Below are 21,045 nucleotides of genomic sequence, written 5' to 3'. Positions count from 1 at the left end.
AGGCAGCCGAACGATACGCACGCGGCGAGCCGCTCGAGCTGCCGAAAGCCGGAACGGCCAGGTTGATACCGACGGTCAAGGCCAGGCTACTCGATGGCAAGAAGGGGCTAATCGTCGGCATCGCCAACGACCAATCGATTGCCTGGGGCTGCGCACGTGCGTTCCGTGCTTTCGGCGCCAATCTCGCCGTCACTTATCTGAACGAGAAGGCCAAAAAACACGTCGATCCGCTGGCGCGCGCGCTCGAAGCTCCCATTGTCATGCCGCTCGATGTGCGGGTGGAGGGCCAGATGGAAGCAGTGTTCGAGCGGATCACCAAGGAATGGGGCCAGCTGGACTTCCTCGTGCATTCGATCGCGTTCGCGCCGCAGCAGGCGCTGCACGGACGCGTGGTCGACGTGCCCCTCGACGGCTTTCTCACGACCATGCAGGTTTCCTGCTGGACGTTTCTGCGGATGGCTCACCTGGCCGAGCCCCTCATGCGGAAGGGCGGGACGCTGTTCACGATGACCTATTACGGCAGCCAGACCGTAGTGAAGAATTACAACATCATGGGCGTGGCCAAGGCGGCGCTCGAAAGCGCAGTCAGGTATGCCTCCGCCGAGCTGGGACCGAAGGGCATCCGGGTGCACGCTATCTCGCCCGGTCCGCTTGCCACCCGCGCCGCGTCAGGCATTCCCGAGTTCGACAAGCTGCTCGACAGGGCGAAGGCAAAAGCGCCGACAAGAAGTCTCGTGAGCATCGAGGACGTCGGCGCGGCGACGGCCTTCCTGGCCCATGACGTCGCGCGGCTGATCACCGGCGACACGATCTACATCGATGGCGGATATCACGTCGTCGATTAATGGGGGTCAGTTGATGCCTGCGGGCAATACACCGCGATCATGAAGAAAATCGCGGCGGTTTTGGTCAACGTGACCACGAACACATCTCCATAGGCCGCGACCCGTCACGGCACGCAGCGTGATGACGGCGCGTTTGTGGGACAGGGTGTCCATGCCGCCGCTCGCCATGGCGGCGGCAATGAATTCGTCCCACATCGCAGCGAGAGCGAAGCCGATCCGGTGATGCCGGCAAGCACCGTCACCGTGACGGCTCATTGATCAGCGGATTGGCTGCAGATCGCGCTACCCCATGGACGCCGGCGCAGCGCAATGCCGCCTACGGCGCTCTTCTCGTGCCCTGGGGAGGCTTGACGGTTCACTGCCTCCCGCCCGTCGAGTTCGAAGCATTGGCCCGGCGTTCGTATTCTTCCGCCAAGGCGGTAAGCCTCTGGATCACCTCCGGGGCGGTCATCGAAGCCGCCAAGCGCCTGCACCTCTGGGCTTCGGCGAGCAATCGGGTCTTCTCGTCTTCCATAGCGATTCCAGCCCGCTTCCAGGCCGGTCGCGGCCCCGCAGCCGCACGTTTCTCAGCCGTCCTTCAGCGCATCCTTGACGTCCCGTACAGGCCAGCTTTCGCCCGCCGGCCTCACGCGCACCCCGCCGCTGCCGCCGAGCAGCTCATGCGTGGCGACGTCGTCCTCGACTTCGACCACCGTCAGTTCGGTCTCGGGCTTCCAGTCGAGCGTCAGATCGAGATCGCCCGGAAAGATCTGCCAGCGCGACCCGTCCTCGAGCTCGACGATGTGACTCTCGGAATGGGAGCGGATCTTCATCCGGCGCTCCCCTGACCTCCGGTGCGGCGCCCGCTACTTCTGACCCGACGGCGCCTGGGCATTCGAGTCGTTCGGGTTCTTCTGCTTGTTGGCCTCATGGTGACCGATCGCGCATCCCGCAGCGGCGCCGAGCTTGCCGTGTCCCGCCATGTGGCCGGCCACGCCGCCGACGATGGCTCCCTTGATGCAGCCCTTCGCTTCCGCCGGCGAAATCGACGCCAGCGCCAGCAGGCACACGACCGCAACGATTGGCTTCATGGTCTCCTCCATTCTACAATTTTCCATCACATCAAGTCGCCCCGACGAAGCGCGTTCCCGGGCAACGAGCCAGCGAACCTGCTCAGGCGGCGTCACGGCTTCCAGGCGCCGATACCGGCGAGACGGTACGCCGGAGCCGGCCCTGCTCCTCGCTACCGCACTTCGGGCATCTGAAGGCGATCTCGCGCTGCGAGAATGTATCCTTCCCAGAACTGACGGCCATCGGCCAGGTACCGCACCGGGGACATTTCACCAGCAGGTCGTTCGTTTCCAGCATCGTGTCGGCTCCTCAACTTGTGCCCCATTTCCGGCCAACGAGGCGGTGTTGCAGCCGTTCCCCGCAGCGCGCGCAGGACTGCCATCGCCTCAGACAGGGCGCCTCCGTGCACGATTGTCCGCTGCATCTCGAGGGGCTTTCAATGATCCGCAGGCGGAGCGAACCCGGCGGATCCTTTCGAAAAGGTCGTGAATCGCTTGAATATCGGATACCTCGGGGAGCCTTTCAGAGAGAGAGAGAGACGGAGCTTGGCCGAAGCAACTTCCGAGAGACGAGGCGGCAGACCCCGATAGACATGGAGGCAATGGCCGAGGCCCTGAGCCGGTCGCGCGACTACCGGGTCCTGCGGCGCCTGATCGCCCGACCGACCTACGTCCCGATCGACGGGCAGGAGGTCAGGACCGGCATTCTGCTCGACACAGAAACGACCGGTCTCCACCATGATCGCGACGAGATCATCGAGCTCGGGATGGTCAAGTTCGACTACTCGCCGGAGGGGCGGATCGTCGGCGTTCGCGACACCTTCTCTGCCTTCAACGAGCCGACGAGCTGGTGGCGGTCACAAATTCGATGATGCGGCCATCACGGCGTTCATCGACGGCGCCGTCATCGTCATCGCGCACAACAGCGGCTTCGACAGAAAATTCGCCGAACGCTACTGGCACATGTTCGAACACAAGCCCTGGGCCTGCAGCGCGACCGAGATCGATTGGCGCGCTCACGCAGGCGCGCAGCTCGGGTATCTGCTGAACGGCGCCGGCTTCTTCCACCAAGCGCACAGCGCCGTCGACGACTGCCACGCTCTGCTGGAGGTCCTCGCCTGCGAATTGCCCACGACGGGCGCGCCGGCGCTGGCGCTGCTGCTGGAGACCGCCCGCAAGCCGACGCTGCGCGTCTGGGCAGAGCAGACCGCATTCGAGCTCAAGGACTCCCTGAAGCGGCGCGGCTATCGATGGAACGACGGCAGCGACGGGAGGCCGAAGTCCTGGTTCAGAGACGTCGACGAGACCGCGCTCGACGACGAGATCGCGTTTCTGCGGACCGAGATCTACATGCAGGCCGTCGAGCCCGCCGTGCAGAGGCTGACCGCGTTCACACGGTTCTCCGGCCGGATCTGAGGCGGCCTAGCGGCCTAGACGCTTCTCGACCTGCTTGCGGCTGTTGCCGACCTTCTTGACGGCCTTCTTAACCGCCGATGCCGAGCGGCCGGTCTTCTTCGCTTCGTAGCGGACTTCGTAGTCCTGCCCCTTGGCGACGCGTGCCCGGGTCCTGTTTGCGTCCACGCGCGGTTTTCTTCTTCGCTGCCGCCATCGGCTCCTCCTCGTGCGAACTTGATGGCGATGCAACGCCGCAAGGATTCGCGGGTTCCGCGTGGGCTATGAACGGCGCGTTCCTTTACTGAGTCCCTTGAACGAGCTGGCCCGCAGGAGACCTTCGGACGTGATGTCGCGGTACTCGATATCGGCGTAGAACTCGGGTTCGACCCAAGTCGCTTTCGGTTTCCTGATCATCTTGGTCAGCTTCTGCTTCGGACTCACCACCGTGTCGAGCGCCTTGCGGATCTGCGCGGAGGTGGTTCGGCTCCATCCCGTGCCGACCTTCCCCATGTAGACGAGATCCTTGCCTTTCTTCTTGCCGAGATAGAGCGCGGCGACGCCGGACGGATCCTTGATGAAGCCGACCACGGGAAATCTGCCCTTTTGGACGACCTTGATCTTCTGCCAGGCTTCGACCCGGTCCGATCGGTACGGCGCATCCACGCGCTTGGAGATGATGCCCTCATAGTTCAACTTGCTGGCAGCGACGAACAGCGCCTGCCCGTCCCCTTCATGGTGTTCACTGAAGAAGATGGGCTCCTCGAGCCTGTGGTCGTCGATCAGCTCCTTGAGCAGCCTCTTCCGCTCGAGCTGCGGCTCCCCGCGCAAATCCTTGCCGTCGAGCCACAGCAGATCGAACGCGAAGTAGATCAGTCGGTCCTGATCGCCCCTACCGAGGTCTGCCTGCAGTTCGGAAAAATTTGTGCGACCCTCATGGATGACGACGACTTCGCCGTCGACAATGGCCTGGCTCTCGATATCGAAGGCGGCGGCAATCCTCGAAAACTTGCTGATCCAGTTGTAGCCGTTGCGCGTGTAGGCCCGGCGATCGTCACCGTCGATCCGGAGCTGGATGCGGTAGCCGTCGTATTTGACTTCGTGAATCCATCGAGATCCCGAAGGTGCCTTCAACTTCAGGGTCGCCAATTGGGGTCCGATGAACCCCGGCATGGTAGGGACCTCCGGCACTTCGGGCCGACGCGCCTTTGTACGCTTTGCCACGCTACGCAACTCACAAAAACCCGCCGCCGGGTTGGGCCGACGGCGGGGCAGTCTACCTACCTTAATCAACGAGTCTCGCAACTTCGTAGGCGGCGAGGAGTTCCAACGGCCGCTGGTTCGGGCAAACACCGTCTTTATTGGAGCCCTTCGAACTCCCGACGAGAGCCGGCGTTTACTGACATCATGTCAGACGCATTCGATTACTTCCGAGCCCACGCGGTGCGAGCTCTCTGCAAAGCGAGATCCATGCCGCGGGGCAGCATGAAGCATCTGCAGCTGGTGGTGGGCCGGATCTACAATCTCCTTAAGAGGGAGGCTGCCTACGGTCCCAATATCCATGTTGAGGGCTTTCGCGCAGCCCAGAAGCTCGAGAACTCTCTCGATCGCCGGCCAATCGACCGCTCCGGCGGTCGCCTTACTCCGGCGGCGCAAAGTGCGAATCGGGAGGCTCGCTGAATGCCTTCGCTCGATGCTCGCGGTGTGGCAGGTCTCCTGCGAGAGTACGCGCAGCGCGCTGCCTTGCGAGGCGGCAATCCTTACAGGGCAAAAGCCTACTCCCGCGCCGCCGACAGCCTGGCGGCGCTTGCGGTCCCTTTGGACGTACTCATCGCCGAAGATCGTCTTACGGAGATCCCGGGGGTGGGCGATGCCATCGCCGATATCATCACCAAGCTTCACAAGACGGGCAGTCATCCGAGCCTCGAAAAGCTGCGGAAGGAAATCCCCGCTGGCGTGCTTGAGCTGCTGGCAGTACCGGGTTTGCGGCCCGAGAAAGTGCTGCGGCTCTACCAGGATCTCGGCATTACGTCGCTCGCGGAATTGGAGGCCGCCGCCAAGGACGACCGCATCAAGAAGGCGAAGGGGCTTGGTGCCGCGCTACAGACCAAGATCCTGCAGAACCTCGCCATCGCGAAAAGCGGAGAAGGCCGCCTTCACCTGCACCGCGCCGCCGCCCTGCTCGCGCATGCGAAGGAATCCATCCGGAAGGCCCGGCCTGAGCTCAAGCGCGCGACGATCGCCGGCGATTTCCGTCGAGGCTGCGAACTCGTCACCGACCTCACGATCGTTGCGGAGGCTGCCAAGCCGGACAAGACGGCCTCGCCATCGGCTGAAGGATTACAAGTCCGCGTGTCGGACCGCAAACATTTCGGCGCCGCCCTTCTCTTCGCCACCGGCTCCGCCGCTCACGTCGAGCAGCTCCAAGCCTTGGCTGCCGAGAAGGGCATGCGGTTGGACGCTCACGGCCTGGACAAGGGCCGCACACTGATCGCCGGCAAGGAGGCTGACATCTACCAGGCTCTCGGGCTGCCCTTCATCGATCCCGAGCTCAGGGAAGGCCGCGGCGAGATCGAGCTGGCCTTGAAGGGCAAGTTGCCGAAGCTTGTGACCGACAAGGACTTGCGCGGAATCCTGCACTGCCACACCGATGCTTCCGACGGGACAGAGACCCTGGAGACCATGGCGAAGGCGACCCGTCAGCGCGGCTTCGAGTATTTTGGGGTCGCCGACCATTCCGAGTCCGCCCATTACGCCGGCGGTCTCTCCCTCGAAGAGATCGTGCAGCAGCACCGCGAAGCCGACCGCCTGAACAAGCGCTTCGGTAAGGATTTCCGCATCCTGAAAGGCATCGAGTCGGACATTCTGGCTGACGGGTCGCTCGACTACGATGACAAGGTGCTTGAAGCTTTCGACTTCGTCGTCGCCAGCATCCACGGCCGTTTCAAGCTGGACCGCAAGGCACAGACGCAGCGCTTGCTTCGGGCCATCTACGATCCTCACACGACCATCATCGGCCACATGACCGGGCGGCAGCTGCGGCGGCGGCCGGGCTACGAAATCGACGTCGAGAAGGTGCTGCGGGCCTGCGCGAAGCATGACGTTGTCGTCGAGATCAACGCCCATCCATGGCGGCTTGACCTGGATTGGCGCTGGCACCAGGCGGCGCTCGAATTTGGCTGCATGCTGAGCATCAATCCGGACGCGCACTCGATTCCGGAGCTCGACCACATGCACTGGGGCGTCGAGATGGCCCGCAAGGGTGGCGTCCCTGCCGACCGGGTCCTGAACGCGATGACATTGCCGGAAATCACGCGCTACTTCCGCCAGAAGCGGCGCTCGCTCGCCCGCGCCGCCTGATGTCGTTAGCGGAGGATCTCTCACTGTGGGGAAAAGTGGTGGCTGTCGCCTCCGATCGCGGTCACCACTTCAGTAAGCCACCCCGGGACCGGATCGTGCTGGTGGAACGCCACGGTGTTGATGGCGATGCCCACGCCGGCCCGTTTGTCCGGCACCGATACCTCGCCCGTCGTCAGCCGCACCTTCCCAATCTGCGGCAGGTTCACCTGATCCCATCCGAGCTCTTCGCGACCCTCTCGGATGCCGGCTTCTCAGTTGCAGCGGGAGAGCTCGGCGAGAACATCACCACCGCCGGCCTGGACCTCGAACGGATGCCGCTCGGGACGCTGATCGAGCTCGGGCCGGCCGCGGTCGTTGAGCTGACCGGACTCCGGACGCCCTGCGTCCTCATCGACCGCTTCCGAGCCGGCCTTAAGCGGCAGGTGCTCTCGTCGGCGGAAACGGGCCCTCCATTCAAATGCGGCGTGCTGGGCGTGGTACGGACCGGCGGGACGGTCGCGGCTGGTGATGCCGCGCGGGTTCGCCTTCCGCCCTCCTCGCTTCGGGCCTTGCCAGCTCTGTAGAAAGGCCGGCCATGCCCCGAAAATCGACCCTGCCTCACCGCCTGCAGCCCATGCTGGCCACGCTGACCGACTCACCGTTCGACGATCCCAACTGGGTCTTCGAGGACAAGTTCGATGGTTTCCGCATGGTCGCCGAAATCCGGCGTGGGCGGGTGGCGCTCTACAGCCGCAACGGGAAAATCATCAGCCACTCCTATGTCGAGGTCGCGAAGGCGCTTGAGGGCGTGAAGGCGGATGCCGTGATCGATGGCGAGCTCGTCGCGATCGGGAAGGACGGCGTATCCCATTTCCAGTTGCTTCAAAACGCCCTGCGCCACGAAGCTAAGCTTTTGTACTGCGCGTTCGACATGATGTTCGCAAACGGTGAGAACCTGCGTGCGCTGCCGCTCCTCGAGCGCAAGAAGCGGCTAAAGGCCATCCTGCCGCGCCACAAGCTGATCGCATTCAGCAAGCACCGCAAAGGCAGTGGCAAGAAGTTCTTCGCAGAAGCCGAGCTGAGACATCTCGAAGGCATCATGGCCAAGCGCGCCAACAGCCCATACGCATCCGGACGCCGGACCGCCGACTGGCTGAAGGTGAAGACCGCGCAGCGGCAGGAGGTTGTGATCGTCGGCTTCACGGCGCCGCGGCGAACGCGGCCCTTCTTCGGCGCGCTCGTCCTGGCGGTCCGCGAAGATGATGGGTGGCGGTACATCGGCCACGTCGGCACCGGCTTCAGCCACCAAGTTCTGGAACAGCTTCACGGCAAGCTCATGAGACTCAAGAGTGCCAAGTCGCCCTTTCCTGCCAAGGTAAAGGATGAGCAGGTCACGACCTGGGTGCGACCAGCGTTAGTCGCAGAGGTGAAGTTCGCGGAGTGGACCAGCAAGGGCGAGTTGCGCCAGCCGGTCTATCTCGGGCTGCGGACGGACAAAAACGCGAAGGACGTCGTACGCGAAAAGCAGTGGTCGCGAAAATCGCGCCGCTGAGACGAAGCTTGCGAGAGAGCGGATCAGCCGGCCTCTCGCTCGGATGCCGACGGCCACGGCGGCAGGGGCGGCAACCCGAGAGCCTTACGTACAGGTCCGAACGACCGCCGGTGCGCTGCGCATGCACCGAGCCTGGCGAGCGCTTCATAATGAGCCGGCACCGGGTAGCCCTTGTGATCCGCGAAGCCGTAGCCGGGGTGTCGCACGTCGAGCGCCCGCATGACGGCGTCGCGCTCGACTTTCGCGAGGATGGAGGCGGCCGCGATGCTGGCGGACTTGGCATCGCCCTTGATAATCGCCTGCTGAGGGATATCGATTTCCTTCAGCCGCTTCGCATCGATCAGCAAGTGCTGCGGCGTCAGCCCTAGCCCACGGACCGCGCGCTGCATAGCCTGGATGCCCGCCCAATAGATGTTGATCGCGTCGATCTCCTCGACCTCGACGAACGCCACACACCAACTCTCTGCCTTTTCCTTGATCTCCCTCGCGAGTTCTTCGCGAGCCGCTGCGTCAAGTTTTTTCGAATCGTCGATCCCGATGATCCGCGTGCCGGGTTTCAGGATCACGGCGCCGGCGGAGACCGGCCCGGCCAGAGGGCTCATTCCAGCCTCGTCCACGCCTGCCACGGCATGATGGCAACTCTCCCAGAGAGAGGTCTCGAAACGGAGCATCTTGCGGAGGCGCTGCCCTTCGGACCGATTTTCGAAGCGGCGCTTATCGATTGCAGCCAGGATGGCACGCGCTCCCGCGCGGCGGTCGGCCCTTAAGATCTGCTCGATAGGGGCCTCGAGCGGTCTTTTCTCGACGACATAGCGCTGGCGCAATACATCAAGTGAATACTGGGACATCGCGGCCTTAGCAGAGATTGACCTGTGAGGAGCGTGTCGATGAAGTTTGTGGCGATTGTCTGAAGCTAAGCGATGTCCTCATCGACCGAGCAGCGCCTTTTTGAAAGGAACCGGGCCGGTTCTCATCTACGCTTCAGATAATTTGCGCTGCCACCGACCTCAGAGCGGAACCAACTCGGCGCGTAAGTGCCCGGTTCACAACTCAGCCGATCGATGGCCGAATCGAAAAGCGCTCGCTAGATCGGACTGGCATGGCCGCAAACTAGGTAACGGCGGTACGCTTGGGGCTGGGGAGGCAATCGACGGTCCGCGACTATCAAGCCGCACAGCCTCGCTGGCGGCCTTTTTTCTTGAGCTCAATCGCCTCAGGAGGCGTTCGCCCTGGCTCGTTCACGAGCCTCGCGACGACGCTCCCGACGTTCGCGGCGCCGCTTAGCGCGATCTGCACGCTGCCGCAGGGGAGGAACTTCCGTCGCGACCACCACTGCTGCTCCAGTCTCCTCGACCACCTGTGTCGGTTCGGATGCAGCAGGGCGGGCTTCCATGAGCTCAAGCGTCGCCCGTCCCTTGGAGGTGATCTTCCAACCACCGCTGATGCGTTCGACCAGCCCTTGAGACCAGATGTCGAGGTCCGGGACCCGCGCCGCGAGGCGCCTGGTTCGATCCGCCCAGTCTCGACCGCTGGTCGCCAGGATCGCCATGTCCCTCTTGAGGTCCTCCATTACGGCAAACCCTTCCGGATATGCCACCAGGATCTTGAGGACGGTCACCTGGAAGTTCACGCCCGCTCCTCCGGATCAGCGCCACACACCGCGCGCAAAAGCGCGGTCGTGGCCGGGTCCAACATGGGGTGCCCCCAAAGGGAAAACCCTATCCTAGCCGGTTTTGGCCACTGTGGATTCACACATGTTAAGCTTCGCGGCAACCGGCGAGAAGAGCAACCTAGCCCGTGACGAGCCCTTGGCGACTGATCGCCACGTGGCCGCAGAACAGTAGGAACGGCTGTCCTATCTGGCCGTTCGGCTTTCATGACCAGACCGGACGAATATCTGGAGAAGGCCGAGCACTACAGGAGGGCGGCTGCCACTGCATCCATGCCGAGTTCTTCCGTCGAACTCATGGCCCTGGCCGACAGCTATGCGATGCTTGCCGAGAGCACGGCAATCCTGGACGCTCGAGCGATTGAAGCAACGCCACGAGAAGTAGGGTCGCCCTGGCCGGTGGCGTCTCGCCGACCCACCGCTTTTGGCGCTCTTATCCCATTGACTGCCAGAGGTCCGAGGTCGAGACTGCCTGCATCACCGACCGGAACGTGGCTACTATCGGTGACAGAGAGACCAGTTGGGCTCCCGCCCGCACAGGAGGAGCGCTTCAATGGTCGAAGCAACCAAGACCCATCGTGTATTGATCGTAGAGGACGAGTATTGCCTCGCCGCCGATCTCGAAACCGTGCTGAGGTCCCAAGGCGTTGAGGTTGTCGGTCCCGTGGGCGACTTGGCCGACGCCTTTCGCGAAGTTCTCAAAGGCGGTTTCGATGCCGCAATTATCGACATCAACTTGCATGACGACTACGCCTATAGCGTTGCCGACCAACTGAATCGGCAACGGATCCCATTCGTGTTCGCGACCGGCTACTCCCCGGAAATGATCCCGGCGCGGTTCTCAGACGTGTTGAGGTTTGAAAAGCCCTTCGCGCCCTCCAGCGTCGCAAAGCGAATTCTCCAGCTGTGCAGTCGTCATTGAACTCGTTGTCTGGACGGCGCTTTTGATTCAGCACCTTGGATGGCGGTTCCCGAGCTGGCGGGGGACCGCAGTTCTACGGTGCCGCCTTTTCGATGGCGTCAGAGCCGGTTTCAGCTAAAATCGCGTTTAGGGGATCTCAGAGGCACGGGTCTATCATGACGACGATGCAACCGAACTTCCGCTCCCCGAAAGCTTTGATGGCCGGCGCACAAGATGCGTGGCATCGGTTCTTCGAACATTGCCCCGTCCGATACTTCTGCTTACGCCCGACCTGAAGATCGTCAATGGCAACGACGCATATCTCGGCGGTGTCTCCCGCTCGAGAGATACGCTGGCTGGTTTTGATATGTTCGACGCCTTCCCTGACAATCCGCACCTGGCGCATGCCGACGGCGTTGCCAATCTGGCGGCGTCGTTTGGGAAGGTCCTTCACGAAAGGCGCGGGCAGGTCATGCCTCTGCAGAGATATGACATCCAGCCTGAAGGACGCCCTTGGCAAGTCCGCTATTGGCACCCCAAAAACTGGCCGGTCCTCGATGACAGCGGCGCGATCGTCGCGGTGGTCCATCATGTGACCGACGCAACGACCGCTGTTCTGGCCAGAAAGGCTGAGAGAGCCGGTCCGCCTCCGTCTTCGTCTGAGGCGCTCTTGCAGTCGGCAGACAGGGCGATTTTCGAGGCGCGCGAGATTGTAAGGGAAACTTGCGAGGCAATCTTGGTATCTCGCGCGTTGATCGAGGAGAGTTTGCCTCCTCAGGGCTCCGGCTAAAGGTGAAAGCGTCCAACTGATGCCAATTGGGTTGCGGAAGGCTCCCATCATGCATGACGTTTCGGAACTGCCGCTCCTGCAATCAGCTTTGAGCGAGGCCCTTGGTTATTACCGGCCAAGAGCTGGGGAACGTTCAACTGATTGACTGGAAGGCGGGCCATCTGGAGATCATGGCTCAGCAGGGTTTTACCGAAGAGTTTCTCGAGTGCTTTCGTCGCGTAACGATCCGGGATGGGTGTGCCTGCGGTCGTGCGCTCTTCAATCGACAGCCAGTCATTCTCGATGACGTGACGCTGGACCGGCGATTTCTGCCCTTTCGGAATGTGGCCGAACGCGCGGGATTCAAGGCCGTCCAATCAACCCCGCTTATGACATCCTCTGGCGCCCTCGTCGGGGTACTTTCGACGCACGGCCAACATAGTCCAAGTGAGGAACAACTCGGTCTGATCAGAAGCTTGGCCATGCGAACGGCTAACGGCATACTCCGTAATCGCGCGGCGAAATCCGCTTTTCTCGATTTGGATGGCTTGGCTTCCCTTGGATGATAGCGACCTGCGCCAAATCGACTGAGTATGTCCTAGGTTGGCGAGTGCTATCCTCGTCCCGGTTGGGACAAGATATATGCTGATCCGCCATTTGTTGATCAGCGTGGGCCAGACCGATGGCGCTCAGGTTGGTCTCGCCAAGGTCGAGCCTTCACGTTCGGATGTCCAACCGACGAGTGCGCCGATGACGATCGCTCCGACCGTCGGAATTAGCGCTTCGAGTGGACTTAGGCCCTTCAGCGAAACAAGCGCAGCGATTGTCACGGTGGAGTAGTGAAGTCGGCTCACGTCAGCGCCCTCGGTCCAAGTCGGGAGCTACCGTGCGCTCTTCGGCTCTAAAACCTATGCGGTTCTTGATCGCCAGAACAGTCTGGCGCACGCGTTGCGCAATATCTTGCCTTATGTGGCGCGCACTGTCGATCAACCGCCAAACGGGAATGGTGAGAGAGTCAGCCGAGAACTCGCGCGAGGCCTCCAACATCCGCCGTGCTGCCCGTGCAACTCGACCGACGTTCAGTGACCCTGCCTCACGTCGCAATTGAAGTTGCCCGGTACTTGCGAACTCAACGCGATCGTCGACGAAGTCCACAACGTTCACTTTTTCTGCGTAAGATGTCGCTTCGTCGAAAAGCCGCTCACGAATTGCAGCCTCCCCTGGGACCAGGCGGGGGTCGAGTTGGTGCTTCGCTACAGCAGCCTCAAGTCGGTCGCGTTCGGCGACAACGTAAGCATCGATCCTATGTCGCGTAAGTCCGACATAAACCTCCCGTGCGTCCGTCGGCTTCGCCACGTACAACACGGTGGCAGCGGACGTTCGGCCTTGCACTGAATACGCCGTGCCCGCATAGGCCAGGGAAATACGCGGCGGCCTAGGTGGACCTTCGACGCGCTCGCGAGCCAGGGATCCCCATTCAGTTTCGATCGTGCGCCCGTCATCGAGCCGAAGGGCGACCTTCACATCAGCATTGTCTCGCGCCAGGCGCTCGATTGTACCACGGGTTCCGTTGCGAATGCGGAATTGGGGAAGATTTTCGCTGAACCGGATGAGGTCACCTTGGGCAAGCTCAATCGTGCCAATTTTCTTGTCACGGCCAATGGCAAGGAGAGATAAATCCTCACCGACCAGCCGTCCTTCAGAACGGAGGACAGCACGGGCGGCTCTATTGAGAGCTGCTGCATCAGAATTCCGGCGCGTTACGATCAAAACATCATCGCCGTGCGCACGGCGATAGCTGTTCCACATTTCGATCACCCGAGCTTGCGCCTTGGCTTCGCCAGACACAACTTCGAGCTTCCGATGTTGCGCGTAGGCACGCAGACCTGCGTCCGAATCACCTCTGGCCATTACCATCGATGCTGCGCGCTGCCAGTCCACCGTTTGTCGACGCACTTGCGATAAAACTGCACCCCGCGCGATCACATCGGAAATCGCTTTCAGCGCGCTGCCTCCTGGCACGGCCTGGAGCTGACGCCGATCTCCGAGGCACACAACCTTCGCGTGCGCGTCATGAGCTACCCTTAAAACCGTCTCGAGATCCCGCACGCCGGCCAAGCCGGTCTCATCGATAACAATCAGTGTGTTGGCATCAATCTCGGATCCGATTTTACGCTCATGGTCGTATCGCCATTTAGCGATCGCCGATGCTTCAATGCCGCAAGATTTTGAAAGTTCGTCAGCAGCCACCCAGGTGGGCGTTAATCCCAAAATCTTGCGACCGCAGCGCCGGGCAGCTTCCACCAGCGCCTGCGTCATCACCGTTTTCCCTGTGCCGGCGGGCGCCTCGCATATAGTCACGCCATCGCGATTAGCGGCAAACCTGATCGCATCGGCTTGTTCCTGAGACAAATAGGGCGCGCTGGCGAGCGCCGCCTCAACTGCGTCCCGTGGAAACCAGTCCTGCTCATTCAGGCGATCCGCGGACCGTAGCAGGCTTGCTTCGGCGGCGGCGATACCTGGCGTGGTCCAGTACTCGGCTCGTCCTTCGCCCGTGAGCTTACGAATAATTCCACGTTCCTCGTACGACCGCAGCTCTGCCCAAACCTGATCTATGCTGACCGCGCGAATCGCCGCCTCGACGAGTGCTCCATGCACCAACTCCTTGCGGGTGATCACACTCTGGTGCCGGAAGAGCTTCGAGGCGGCAACCGCAACCGGACCCGATCCCTCGATTTCTGGAGGATCAAGGTCGACTTCGACGGCCAAGTGGACCTCCTGACCAGGCACGCAGTCCCGCACCGCCTTCCATGGATCGGTACCAGTCTGCGCGAGCTCTTCTTTCCAGCTAGTCTCCAGTATCTCACCCACCGGGACTTCATCTTTTGACCCGCGCGTTGCCAGCGCTGCTAATTCCTTTTGAGCACCGGACGCATCCCGTCCGACAAGCTGCTCTATCTGGCGCGATCGCTTCGAGAAGGTCTCGAATAGACTCTGTGGGATGCCAGCAATCTCGAATTGGTTGCGTCCAGCTTCGCGCAACGAAAATCCGATAGCCGCTAGGCGGTGGGCCAACGAGGCTCTAAACGCCGCACCAAGGACGAGCTGGTGCTCGAACAATTTCTCGGGCTCAAGGGTACGATATTTTTCGCCGGATCGAGCTGCGTTCAGCAGAACGGCGTGTGTATGGATGTTGGGGTCCCCCTCACGCGAAGTGAAGTGATCGAAACGACCGACAATAACGTCGGCGGCAGGTTCGCGGAGATATCCGCCTGCACCTAAGCGGATCTCCACGAGTCGTTCATCCACTAAGAATCTGAGAGCATCCTCAACTGCAGCACGGTGCACCGCGTGCAACGTAGCACGCTGCTGCTCGTCTCCCGCCATCCACAAAATGGATAGGGATTTCGGGGCAGAAAACGTGACGTCCCATCCGGCTCGATGCTTCGCTCCGGCACCGCGGACGAGTCGCTCGCCAGTGCGCGGATCAATGCCGGCACAAAGATCTCGAAAGCTCTCCTTATCGATCGCAGCACCGTGCCGAACGATCGTTTCGCCCGTCGTCCACCAAACGCCGCCGCCGTCCCGAATGTAATACTCGTCGCGGCTCCTCGGACGCGCCTCGCGATTGGGATCGTTGACATAGTACAAACCAGCGTCGCGGCCTGCGCCCAACGTATGGAGCGAGGCGGTCATACTTTCGGGGGCGAATACCGGCAGATACTGGACACCTCGACAGCGCCGCCTGCAGAAGCCTCGCCGACAAGCGTTGCCAAGTCCAGGAGTCCCTGGTCGACCGTGTCCAGGCGATCGAGGAGCGCGACGTACCGAAGAGCGATGTCGAGATGCTGCTCAACGCATTGCGCAATCAGTTCGGCCGGCGTGATTTTCGCCACCCGAGCGGCCTGTTCAAGCCGGTCGGAGAGCTTCGGCTCGATCTGCACCGTGTAGGTCTGCATGCGCTCTTCCAGCAATTGGCAATGATGGCAACTTGACCGCTGCCATGCAGGTCGCATGAGATGGACCGTGCATCAACCCTCGATTCGCTTCCGTATTCCGTTGTGGTTAGTGGATGGCAACTTTAGTGCGTGTGGTGTGAAAACCAACTTCAATAGTAATAAACTAGCAAAGCGACTAGTAACCACTAGCATGACTAGTGCTGGCTAGTACGACCCCGACGACCTAACGTCGGGGCGTCAATGCCACTGGATTCCAAAAAGCTCCAACGCGACGCGCTGCGCCTACAGAAGGCGCGCGGCACGTCGTCTATCGGCCGGGAAACCACCGGCACATCAAGAGCAGTCCGGGAAGCCCTGCCGACCATCCATCAACTTCGTAAAGACGGCGTGTCGTGGGCGGTGATCGCCCAGGCTCTCGCCGAGCAGGGCGTCGTCCAAGGCAAGGATCGCATCCCTCTGACCACCAGTCGCCTGACGGCGCTTGTCACCCAGATTGAGGCACAGCAGCGCAAGAAAGCCCTCAAGGCCGGTCCCCGCGACAGAAGCGACACCGTCGAGCACCGGGCCGTGAAGCGCCTGGTCCTCTCCCCGGACCTCGTTAGCAGCACAGAGACCTCCAACGCCTCCCAGTTCGACACAGAAGAAGACCTGAGGCGTTCGGCCCTGGAAAAACTCCAAACCGTATTGAAGAAGGAATGAATAAATGCCCCGCATTTTGTTGATCACCCAGGAGAAGGGCGGCGTTGGTAAAACGGTCTTCGCCCGGGCTCTCGCGGAGGCGATCGACGGCGCACCGGTGTTCGAAATCGACGCGAGCCGTCGGATGCATGAGCTTGGCGAGCGTGTCAGCTTCTTCAAGATGAGGGCCACGCGAGAGGATATCGAGCGATCCGGCGGCAAGGCATCGCGGGCAGAGTTCGACGCCGTGATTGACGCAATCGCACATACCAAGACGTCGACCATCGTCGATGTCGGCGCGAATACCTCAATAACCTTCCTTACTATGTTGTCCGATATCGCTCCTGCCCTCGCCGATGACGGCCTCGAGTTTGGCGCCTGCGTTGTCGTGACCAACGAACCGGGAGCGCTTGCGGAGGCCCCGAAACTGCTGTCAGTTGCAAAGCCATGGACGAAAGCACGCTTCCTGATCGAGAACCGCCTGCACGGCGGTGTCGATGCAACCTGGCTCAAGAAATTCAGCGACGGCGCCAAGGCGACGTCGTTTGAGCACCAATCTCTGGAAGACGGGGCCGACGAGTACCTCCAGGCCGGCGGTCTCCTCATGATCGGCAAGCTCGATCCCAGCAAGCTGCGGGAAAAGCATGGCATCGCCTCTGCTGTGCGTATCCGCAAGGATCTTGAGCGCTTCCGTCTGGAAGCCATGCAAGCCGTCCGTCCCGCTGCAGAGTGGCTGATCGGATGAACAAGCTCGTACGGTCACTGTCGGCGCGCTTTGATTCAGCAGAGAGCCGCGTGAAGGCGGCCGAAGCGGAAGTGCGGCGTGCAAGTAAGAGCCGCCTCGCCGATTTATTGAAGCTTCCTGCTAAGCAACGGCTCCAACAACTGGAAGATCCGGCGCTGACGGCGCAGGATCGGCTTAAATTGCGACACTCCATAGAGGCGTCGCTCCCGCGGGGTCGACGCTTTCGCATCCCGTTTGCTAAACAAGGGCTGTTACGTCGAAGCAAGCAGTGGCTGCGGTCCACTCCTAGGCTTGCGGTCACGATCGTGGCCTGCTCGGTCCCAGGCCTCTTCGTAGCTTTGGCCGGCAAAAACACGTATCAAACTGCGCCGCTGACCGAACCACTTCCTCTTGAATGGACGCTGCCCAACGGTTCTCATGAACTGAAAACCATGCTCGCTGGCGGCAACTTGGCGGTCCGGCCCGTCGACAGCACATCCGCAGTTGCCCGCCGCTGGATCCCGGGGAAGGGCTATGCCACGGCGCGGGTGTTCTGGTAGTAAGCGAGACAGTGCCCGTCAATTTTGCCCAACGGGCGCGACTAAATCTACGAGACCATCAAAACGCGCATCGTTATAAGCTAGAGTGCGACGCAATTCGATTGGATCGGGCGCATAGGATCTGCTTGTTAGAAGCATGACCTGCCGCTGATGCAAGAACTTTGGTAGATCGCTCGGTGGCACCAGACGAACGGCCTCGGGCGTTCGCGTTTCGTTGATGCGTCCGTTAGGATCCCGAGCTGTCGTGACCCGCACCCCTGTGTAGGTACCGATAGCCTTCGACCAATGCTCCATTTCGTCGGGTTGGGCTGCCGACAGATTGAAAAGGTTGACGACCTCAGCTGTGCCAATGAAGGTCTCGGCGCCAGCGGCGCCGTACGTTTCGATTATTTGGTGCCTGGATTGCCAAAACGTCCATAGTGAGATGCCGTAGCCAGGCAATTCGCCAGTTCCCTTTAAAATTGCGTCGTACCGCCCGAGCACGAATGCCTCATCGATGAAAACTATGATGCGCTCGCGGGGCTTCTGTTTGCGAACTGTTGTAAACAGGTCCCCGAGCAGCCAGCGAATATAAGGAGCCAACATTTCCTTACGGTCGTCGGCCGGCAATATGATAAATAGGTCAACTTCCCCGCCTCTTAAATCGGCTAATTCGAACGTGTGGTTTTGAACTGCGGTCTGCAACCGCTCGTCTCGCAGCCACTGCGTCGCTTGCTCAGCTGTCGAGACGATACTCGCGCGATTTTTCTCCTCCATAGACAGAATATTGCGCGCTGCAACCGAAGTCTGATCCATGCGACCCTCAAGCGCAGAGAGGAAGGCCGCTCGATCCATGAGCAGCGCCGCAGCACTGACTGGATCAGCCCTATTGTTGCGAATGGTCGCGGTGATTGAGGCGACGATAAGGTCGACAGCTCGGTCTCGGAAGTACGAATGATCCCCATCACTGCTCGGCGGCAATAGTGCGCGTGCCATGCTCTGCAGATAGATCACATCATTCGGGTCTTTACGCGACAGCGGATTCCATCGATCCGTGCCGCCCACTAGATCCAAAGGATCAATGCATCGGACTGTCTTTCCAATCTCTTCGCGTCGACGCCGCGTCGCCCGAAATGCGTCTCCCTTCGGATCAATCACAACGGCGGGCCCGGCCCAAGCATCCGGCTCCGGGAATACGAGGTTCGGAAGGATGAACCCATTTGTCTTGCCGGTGCGCGGAGGCGCAATGGTCAACAGATTGCCTTCGACTCGAACGCGAATGGTTCGACCTGTATCGGGATCGATCCCCATCTCCAATCCGCGATTCAGTTTAGCGCGGTCCTGCATCGAAGCCCATTGTGCGCTGCCATACATATTTGACAGATCACGGAGCGGACTAAGCTTGCCGCCAAAGAAGATCAAGGAGCTCACGAAAATAGTCGCTATTCCTAGCGTCATGGCCTCGCGCGTGCCGCCACCTGCAAAGGCGATCGACTCCCCAAGAAACATATCTCGATAGGTGCCAATGATCAGAGGCAAGTTGACATAGTGAGCGCCAAGCTGCGTTGACCACTCTCGGAACCACAAAAGGGGCGTCAGAGGCACGTTGCCAGGCCACGCGTCAGCATTCCAACCGTGCTGGATCATGAATGCCGTCGGATAGCCTAGAGCGAGCACGGCAATAACTATAGCTATGACAAGAAAAATGCGCGTCGACTTAGGCATCGGAATTGATCGTCAAGCGGAGTAAAACGCAAAAGCGGATGCAAATCATCGAAAGAAAGGTTGACCATTCCCGATTCAGGGCTCTTGGCAGTTGCCTATTCAACGCGAATTGGATCTGGACGGTCGACCACCGCTCTCGAGGGCCTCCCTTTCGAAACTGCGTCCGTTCGCGAAGCGACTGAAAGTTCTTAGTCCTGGGCGACACGTCCCTCTCCTCTTCGGGGCAACGTCCCCTGGATGTATAGAGGGATACTAGTTACGTTTTGTTCAAGAATTCGTAGCGACTGATCGCTTTACGTCACATCGCTGCGCAGTCCAGGACATCATCCATGCAAGTTGAGGATGGTGAAGTGGCTGCCATAGCGATAGAGGCCGGTGAGCTCAGCGCATGAACGCTCACTTGAGAATTTGAATGGGACTCAACTTGTCTCTCCCGTCGCCAGAAATGATGCTGGAAAGCAACGTTGCACTTCTTCAACCTGACGTTAATAAATTTCTTTGCAACGTCTAGTAATTCTCAACGTCGACCGCCTACGCAATATCGAACGTTTGTTTGATGCGGTGCTCGGCTCTCTCTTGGAACGCAAGAGCATGCAGCAAGGATCTAGATCATATGCCAATTAAAAGGTCATCCTTTGCCGCTCAACTCGGCGCATTCGAGGCTCTGGAATGCAGCAGGCCTCATTTGCTGCTGCTGGAGGGATCTCGGCTGCCCAAAAACATCGATGTGCGCGAGTTCGATACTTGCGGGGTGTTTGACCGTGACGATCCGGACGGGATCGAGCGTTACAAAACTGAGTGGGAAGATGTGCTTCAGGATGGCTTCGCCGTCTGGCGCCCAAGACTTTCTAGTGTGGAGTTGGCTGCGAACAGCATCCGCAGAGCTCGAGATCGGCAGACATTGATCTCCTCTCATCTGCTTGCCGCGGCGAATGTCGGAGCTGCCGGCCTTCCCGTGCGATCAGAACAGTGGGAGGCTTGGGCCATCCAACAAAATTGGTTCGATGAGAAACAACTAAATAACCTGGTGCGGAAATACGGTGAGGACCAAGTCACGAAGTGGACAACCGCCGCCATATCCAACGTCGACCAGTTTGTAGAAGTTTATAGCGCGGAATTTAGAAGCGAAGTTATCTCAAGCGCCGCAGTCAGAGCACGCGACAGCTTGACTGCCACCTATGGACATGCTGCCGCCGAGAGGATCGAATTCCTGCCCACATCTCTTAGAGAAGATTCGTGGTTCTCTAGAATTGTACTCAACGCCTACTACGGAGATTATGATCCGAGTTGGTGCGTGGCGGCCCTTAGGATTTTTTCGCCAGCCCTCGCAATGGTGGCAGCGGTCGGCCGGCTTGCGCGCAATGGGGAAATTGCGGTTACGCGACAGCTTGTTCGGAATGCGAGAGCGCTTTGTTTCCCTGAAGGAACACCCGTAGCCGATTTGGAGTATGCAAATACAATCAACTCTGGTTTGCGTGATTTAGTAGAACTGATTATTGGCGGGCCTGAGCTCCGAGCTGTGGTCGAACAGGAGCCAGAGATTGTCCCAAACAGCGTGCTCACAGCCGGACGGACGCTCCCGCTACTGCCCGACCTTCTATAAATTGGCAGCGACGTGGGTTACTGAGCTTCTGGATTAGGGAAGGGCCTCCTAAAGCTTCGTCTATCAGCAGGCATGGGGCTGTCCTAAAAGCGGAGGCTTTCCCAAGTTTGTCGGCCGCTCAATGAGAGCCTTCGCAGTTGTTTGGGCGGAGCGCATGCTCCCTATTGGACGCCCTTTCATCTCATGCTTGTGACAACCGTTGCGCGGCAAAACAACTTTTCGAGCTCGTAAACCGAGGGCGGATAGCGAGCGCAACCGGCCGCGCCTCCTCGAAGCTGCAAAGACATTGTTCGCCAAAAGA

19 protein-coding genes and 3 pseudogenes are annotated in these 21,045 nt (G+C 60.4%); 12 read left to right on the top strand and 10 right to left on the bottom strand.

Going from position 1 to position 21,045, the window contains the following annotated elements; translation table 11 throughout:
- Positions 1–62 precede the first annotated feature (62 nt).
- Entirely contained in the window at positions 63–845 is a 783-nt protein-coding gene (gene fabI / locus AC5V87_RS02200; RefSeq protein ID WP_495372023.1) for an enoyl-ACP reductase FabI, read from the top strand.
- On the opposite strand, the pseudogene AC5V87_RS02195 reads toward fabI, so the two are convergent.
- The 3 genes and pseudogenes from AC5V87_RS02195 to AC5V87_RS02185 all read right to left on the bottom strand — a co-directional run.
- Positions 842–1,113, bottom strand: a pseudogene (locus AC5V87_RS02195) (GntP family permease); the annotation flags it as partial. The gene fabI and the pseudogene AC5V87_RS02195 overlap by 4 nt on opposite strands.
- 298 nt (positions 1,114–1,411) lie before the next feature.
- Positions 1,412–1,657 carry a hypothetical protein gene (locus tag AC5V87_RS02190; protein ID WP_495369856.1) on the bottom strand — a complete coding sequence of 82 codons (246 nt, stop codon included), beginning with the start codon at positions 1,655–1,657 and terminating at the stop codon, positions 1,412–1,414.
- 33 nt (positions 1,658–1,690) lie between these two features.
- A complete protein-coding gene (locus tag AC5V87_RS02185; RefSeq protein ID WP_495369855.1) occupies positions 1,691–1,915 on the bottom strand; it encodes a hypothetical protein in 225 nt (74 codons plus the stop codon).
- A gap of 581 nt (positions 1,916–2,496) precedes the next feature.
- Between AC5V87_RS02185 and AC5V87_RS02180 the strand changes: the two are divergent.
- Positions 2,497–3,310, top strand: a pseudogene (locus tag AC5V87_RS02180) (3'-5' exonuclease).
- A 6-nt stretch (positions 3,311–3,316) separates the two neighbouring features.
- Here AC5V87_RS02180 and AC5V87_RS02175 read toward each other — a convergent pair.
- A pseudogene (locus tag AC5V87_RS02175) lies at positions 3,317–3,503 on the bottom strand (DUF3606 domain-containing protein).
- Between the two features lie 65 nt (positions 3,504–3,568).
- The gene (ligD, locus tag AC5V87_RS02170) at positions 3,569–4,639 is read right to left on the bottom strand and encodes a non-homologous end-joining DNA ligase (protein WP_495369854.1); all 1,071 of its coding nucleotides are present in this window, start codon (positions 4,637–4,639) and stop codon (positions 3,569–3,571) included.
- 327 nt (positions 4,640–4,966) lie between these two features.
- Between ligD (AC5V87_RS02170) and AC5V87_RS02165 the strand changes: the two genes are divergently transcribed.
- The 3 genes from AC5V87_RS02165 to ligD (AC5V87_RS02155) are packed head-to-tail and all read left to right on the top strand — an operon-like array spanning position 4,967 to position 8,177.
- Positions 4,967–6,646, top strand: a complete 1,680-nt coding sequence (locus AC5V87_RS02165) for a DNA polymerase/3'-5' exonuclease PolX (protein WP_495369853.1) — start codon at positions 4,967–4,969, stop codon at positions 6,644–6,646.
- Complete coding sequence (locus tag AC5V87_RS02160) at positions 6,646–7,209, top strand: MOSC domain-containing protein (protein WP_495369852.1); 564 nt, start codon at positions 6,646–6,648, stop codon at positions 7,207–7,209. The genes AC5V87_RS02165 and AC5V87_RS02160 overlap by 1 nt, the downstream gene beginning before the upstream one ends.
- 11 nt (positions 7,210–7,220) lie before the next feature.
- Positions 7,221–8,177, top strand: coding sequence for a non-homologous end-joining DNA ligase (ligD, locus tag AC5V87_RS02155; RefSeq protein WP_495369851.1), 957 nt, complete (start codon positions 7,221–7,223; stop codon positions 8,175–8,177).
- A 23-nt stretch (positions 8,178–8,200) separates the two neighbouring features.
- Here ligD (AC5V87_RS02155) and rnhB read toward each other — a convergent pair whose 3' ends face one another.
- Positions 8,201–9,025 (bottom strand): ribonuclease HII, encoded by an 825-nt coding sequence (gene rnhB / locus AC5V87_RS02150; protein ID WP_495369850.1) that lies wholly within the window; start codon positions 9,023–9,025, stop codon positions 8,201–8,203.
- A 365-nt stretch (positions 9,026–9,390) separates the two neighbouring features.
- Positions 9,391–9,807 (bottom strand): hypothetical protein, encoded by a 417-nt coding sequence (locus AC5V87_RS02145; RefSeq protein WP_495369849.1) that lies wholly within the window; start codon positions 9,805–9,807, stop codon positions 9,391–9,393.
- 592 nt (positions 9,808–10,399) lie between these two features.
- Between AC5V87_RS02145 and AC5V87_RS02140 the strand changes: the two genes are divergently transcribed.
- The 3 genes from AC5V87_RS02140 (at position 10,400) to AC5V87_RS02130 (ending at position 12,082) form a co-directional block, all read left to right on the top strand.
- Positions 10,400–10,768: a response regulator gene (locus AC5V87_RS02140; protein WP_495369848.1), complete on the top strand. Its 369-nt coding sequence runs from the start codon at positions 10,400–10,402 to the stop codon at positions 10,766–10,768.
- Positions 10,769–10,985: 217 nt separating this feature from the next.
- Positions 10,986–11,537 (top strand): PAS domain-containing protein, encoded by a 552-nt coding sequence (locus AC5V87_RS02135; protein ID WP_495369847.1) that lies wholly within the window; start codon positions 10,986–10,988, stop codon positions 11,535–11,537.
- A gap of 170 nt (positions 11,538–11,707) precedes the next feature.
- The gene (locus AC5V87_RS02130) at positions 11,708–12,082 is read left to right on the top strand and encodes a GAF domain-containing protein (RefSeq protein WP_495372022.1); all 375 of its coding nucleotides are present in this window, start codon (positions 11,708–11,710) and stop codon (positions 12,080–12,082) included.
- Between the two features lie 289 nt (positions 12,083–12,371).
- On the opposite strand, the gene mobF is transcribed toward AC5V87_RS02130, so the two are convergent.
- Both mobF and AC5V87_RS02120 read right to left on the bottom strand, forming a co-directional pair.
- Positions 12,372–15,212: a MobF family relaxase gene (gene mobF / locus AC5V87_RS02125; RefSeq protein WP_495369846.1), complete on the bottom strand. Its 2,841-nt coding sequence runs from the start codon at positions 15,210–15,212 to the stop codon at positions 12,372–12,374.
- Positions 15,209–15,475 carry a hypothetical protein gene (locus AC5V87_RS02120; protein WP_495369845.1) on the bottom strand — a complete coding sequence of 89 codons (267 nt, stop codon included), beginning with the start codon at positions 15,473–15,475 and terminating at the stop codon, positions 15,209–15,211. Before AC5V87_RS02120 ends, mobF begins: the two co-directional genes overlap by 4 nt.
- A 240-nt stretch (positions 15,476–15,715) precedes the next feature.
- Between AC5V87_RS02120 and AC5V87_RS02115 the strand changes: the two genes are divergently transcribed.
- From AC5V87_RS02115 to AC5V87_RS02105, 3 genes are read left to right on the top strand one after another with little or no spacing between them, the layout of a single operon-like run.
- Positions 15,716–16,174, top strand: a complete 459-nt coding sequence (locus tag AC5V87_RS02115; protein ID WP_495369844.1) for a hypothetical protein — start codon at positions 15,716–15,718, stop codon at positions 16,172–16,174.
- Positions 16,175–16,178: 4 nt separating this feature from the next.
- Positions 16,179–16,898 (top strand): P-loop NTPase family protein, encoded by a 720-nt coding sequence (locus AC5V87_RS02110; protein WP_495369843.1) that lies wholly within the window; start codon positions 16,179–16,181, stop codon positions 16,896–16,898.
- Positions 16,895–17,437: a hypothetical protein gene (locus AC5V87_RS02105; protein ID WP_495369842.1), complete on the top strand. Its 543-nt coding sequence runs from the start codon at positions 16,895–16,897 to the stop codon at positions 17,435–17,437. Before AC5V87_RS02110 ends, AC5V87_RS02105 begins: the two co-directional genes overlap by 4 nt.
- A gap of 18 nt (positions 17,438–17,455) precedes the next feature.
- Here AC5V87_RS02105 and AC5V87_RS02100 read toward each other — a convergent pair whose 3' ends face one another.
- Positions 17,456–19,141: a type IV secretory system conjugative DNA transfer family protein gene (locus tag AC5V87_RS02100; RefSeq protein WP_495369841.1), complete on the bottom strand. Its 1,686-nt coding sequence runs from the start codon at positions 19,139–19,141 to the stop codon at positions 17,456–17,458.
- 613 nt (positions 19,142–19,754) lie between these two features.
- Here AC5V87_RS02100 and AC5V87_RS02095 point away from each other — a divergent pair.
- The gene (locus AC5V87_RS02095; protein WP_495369839.1) at positions 19,755–20,744 is read left to right on the top strand and encodes a hypothetical protein; all 990 of its coding nucleotides are present in this window, start codon (positions 19,755–19,757) and stop codon (positions 20,742–20,744) included.
- The last annotated feature ends 301 nt before the right edge of the window (positions 20,745–21,045 follow it).

The sequence above is a fragment of the Bradyrhizobium sp. SOJA106 genome (assembly GCF_059448745.1).
This window is presented reverse-complemented; position numbering and strand designations above follow the sequence as displayed.

Excerpts from the sequence above, each read along its gene's own strand:
- AC5V87_RS02190 (WP_495369856.1), bottom strand. The coding sequence starts at position 1,657 with ATGAAGATCCGCTCCCATTCCGAGAGTCACATCGTCGAGCTCGAGGAC.
- AC5V87_RS02185 (WP_495369855.1), bottom strand. The coding sequence starts at position 1,915 with ATGAAGCCAATCGTTGCGGTCGTGTGCCTGCTGGCGCTGGCGTCGATT.
- AC5V87_RS02165 (WP_495369853.1), top strand. The coding sequence starts at position 4,967 with ATGCCTTCGCTCGATGCTCGCGGTGTGGCAGGTCTCCTGCGAGAGTAC.
- AC5V87_RS02160 (WP_495369852.1), top strand. The coding sequence starts at position 6,646 with ATGTCGTTAGCGGAGGATCTCTCACTGTGGGGAAAAGTGGTGGCTGTC.
- ligD (WP_495369851.1), top strand. The coding sequence starts at position 7,221 with ATGCCCCGAAAATCGACCCTGCCTCACCGCCTGCAGCCCATGCTGGCC.
- rnhB (WP_495369850.1), bottom strand. The coding sequence starts at position 9,025 with ATGTCCCAGTATTCACTTGATGTATTGCGCCAGCGCTATGTCGTCGAG.
- AC5V87_RS02140 (WP_495369848.1), top strand. The coding sequence starts at position 10,400 with ATGGTCGAAGCAACCAAGACCCATCGTGTATTGATCGTAGAGGACGAG.
- AC5V87_RS02130 (WP_495372022.1), top strand. The coding sequence starts at position 11,708 with ATGGCTCAGCAGGGTTTTACCGAAGAGTTTCTCGAGTGCTTTCGTCGC.
- mobF (WP_495369846.1), bottom strand. The coding sequence starts at position 15,212 with ATGACCGCCTCGCTCCATACGTTGGGCGCAGGCCGCGACGCTGGTTTG.
- AC5V87_RS02120 (WP_495369845.1), bottom strand. The coding sequence starts at position 15,475 with ATGCAGACCTACACGGTGCAGATCGAGCCGAAGCTCTCCGACCGGCTT.
- AC5V87_RS02115 (WP_495369844.1), top strand. The coding sequence starts at position 15,716 with ATGCCACTGGATTCCAAAAAGCTCCAACGCGACGCGCTGCGCCTACAG.
- AC5V87_RS02110 (WP_495369843.1), top strand. The coding sequence starts at position 16,179 with ATGCCCCGCATTTTGTTGATCACCCAGGAGAAGGGCGGCGTTGGTAAA.
- AC5V87_RS02105 (WP_495369842.1), top strand. The coding sequence starts at position 16,895 with ATGAACAAGCTCGTACGGTCACTGTCGGCGCGCTTTGATTCAGCAGAG.
- AC5V87_RS02100 (WP_495369841.1), bottom strand. The coding sequence starts at position 19,141 with ATGCCTAAGTCGACGCGCATTTTTCTTGTCATAGCTATAGTTATTGCC.
- AC5V87_RS02095 (WP_495369839.1), top strand. The coding sequence starts at position 19,755 with ATGCCAATTAAAAGGTCATCCTTTGCCGCTCAACTCGGCGCATTCGAG.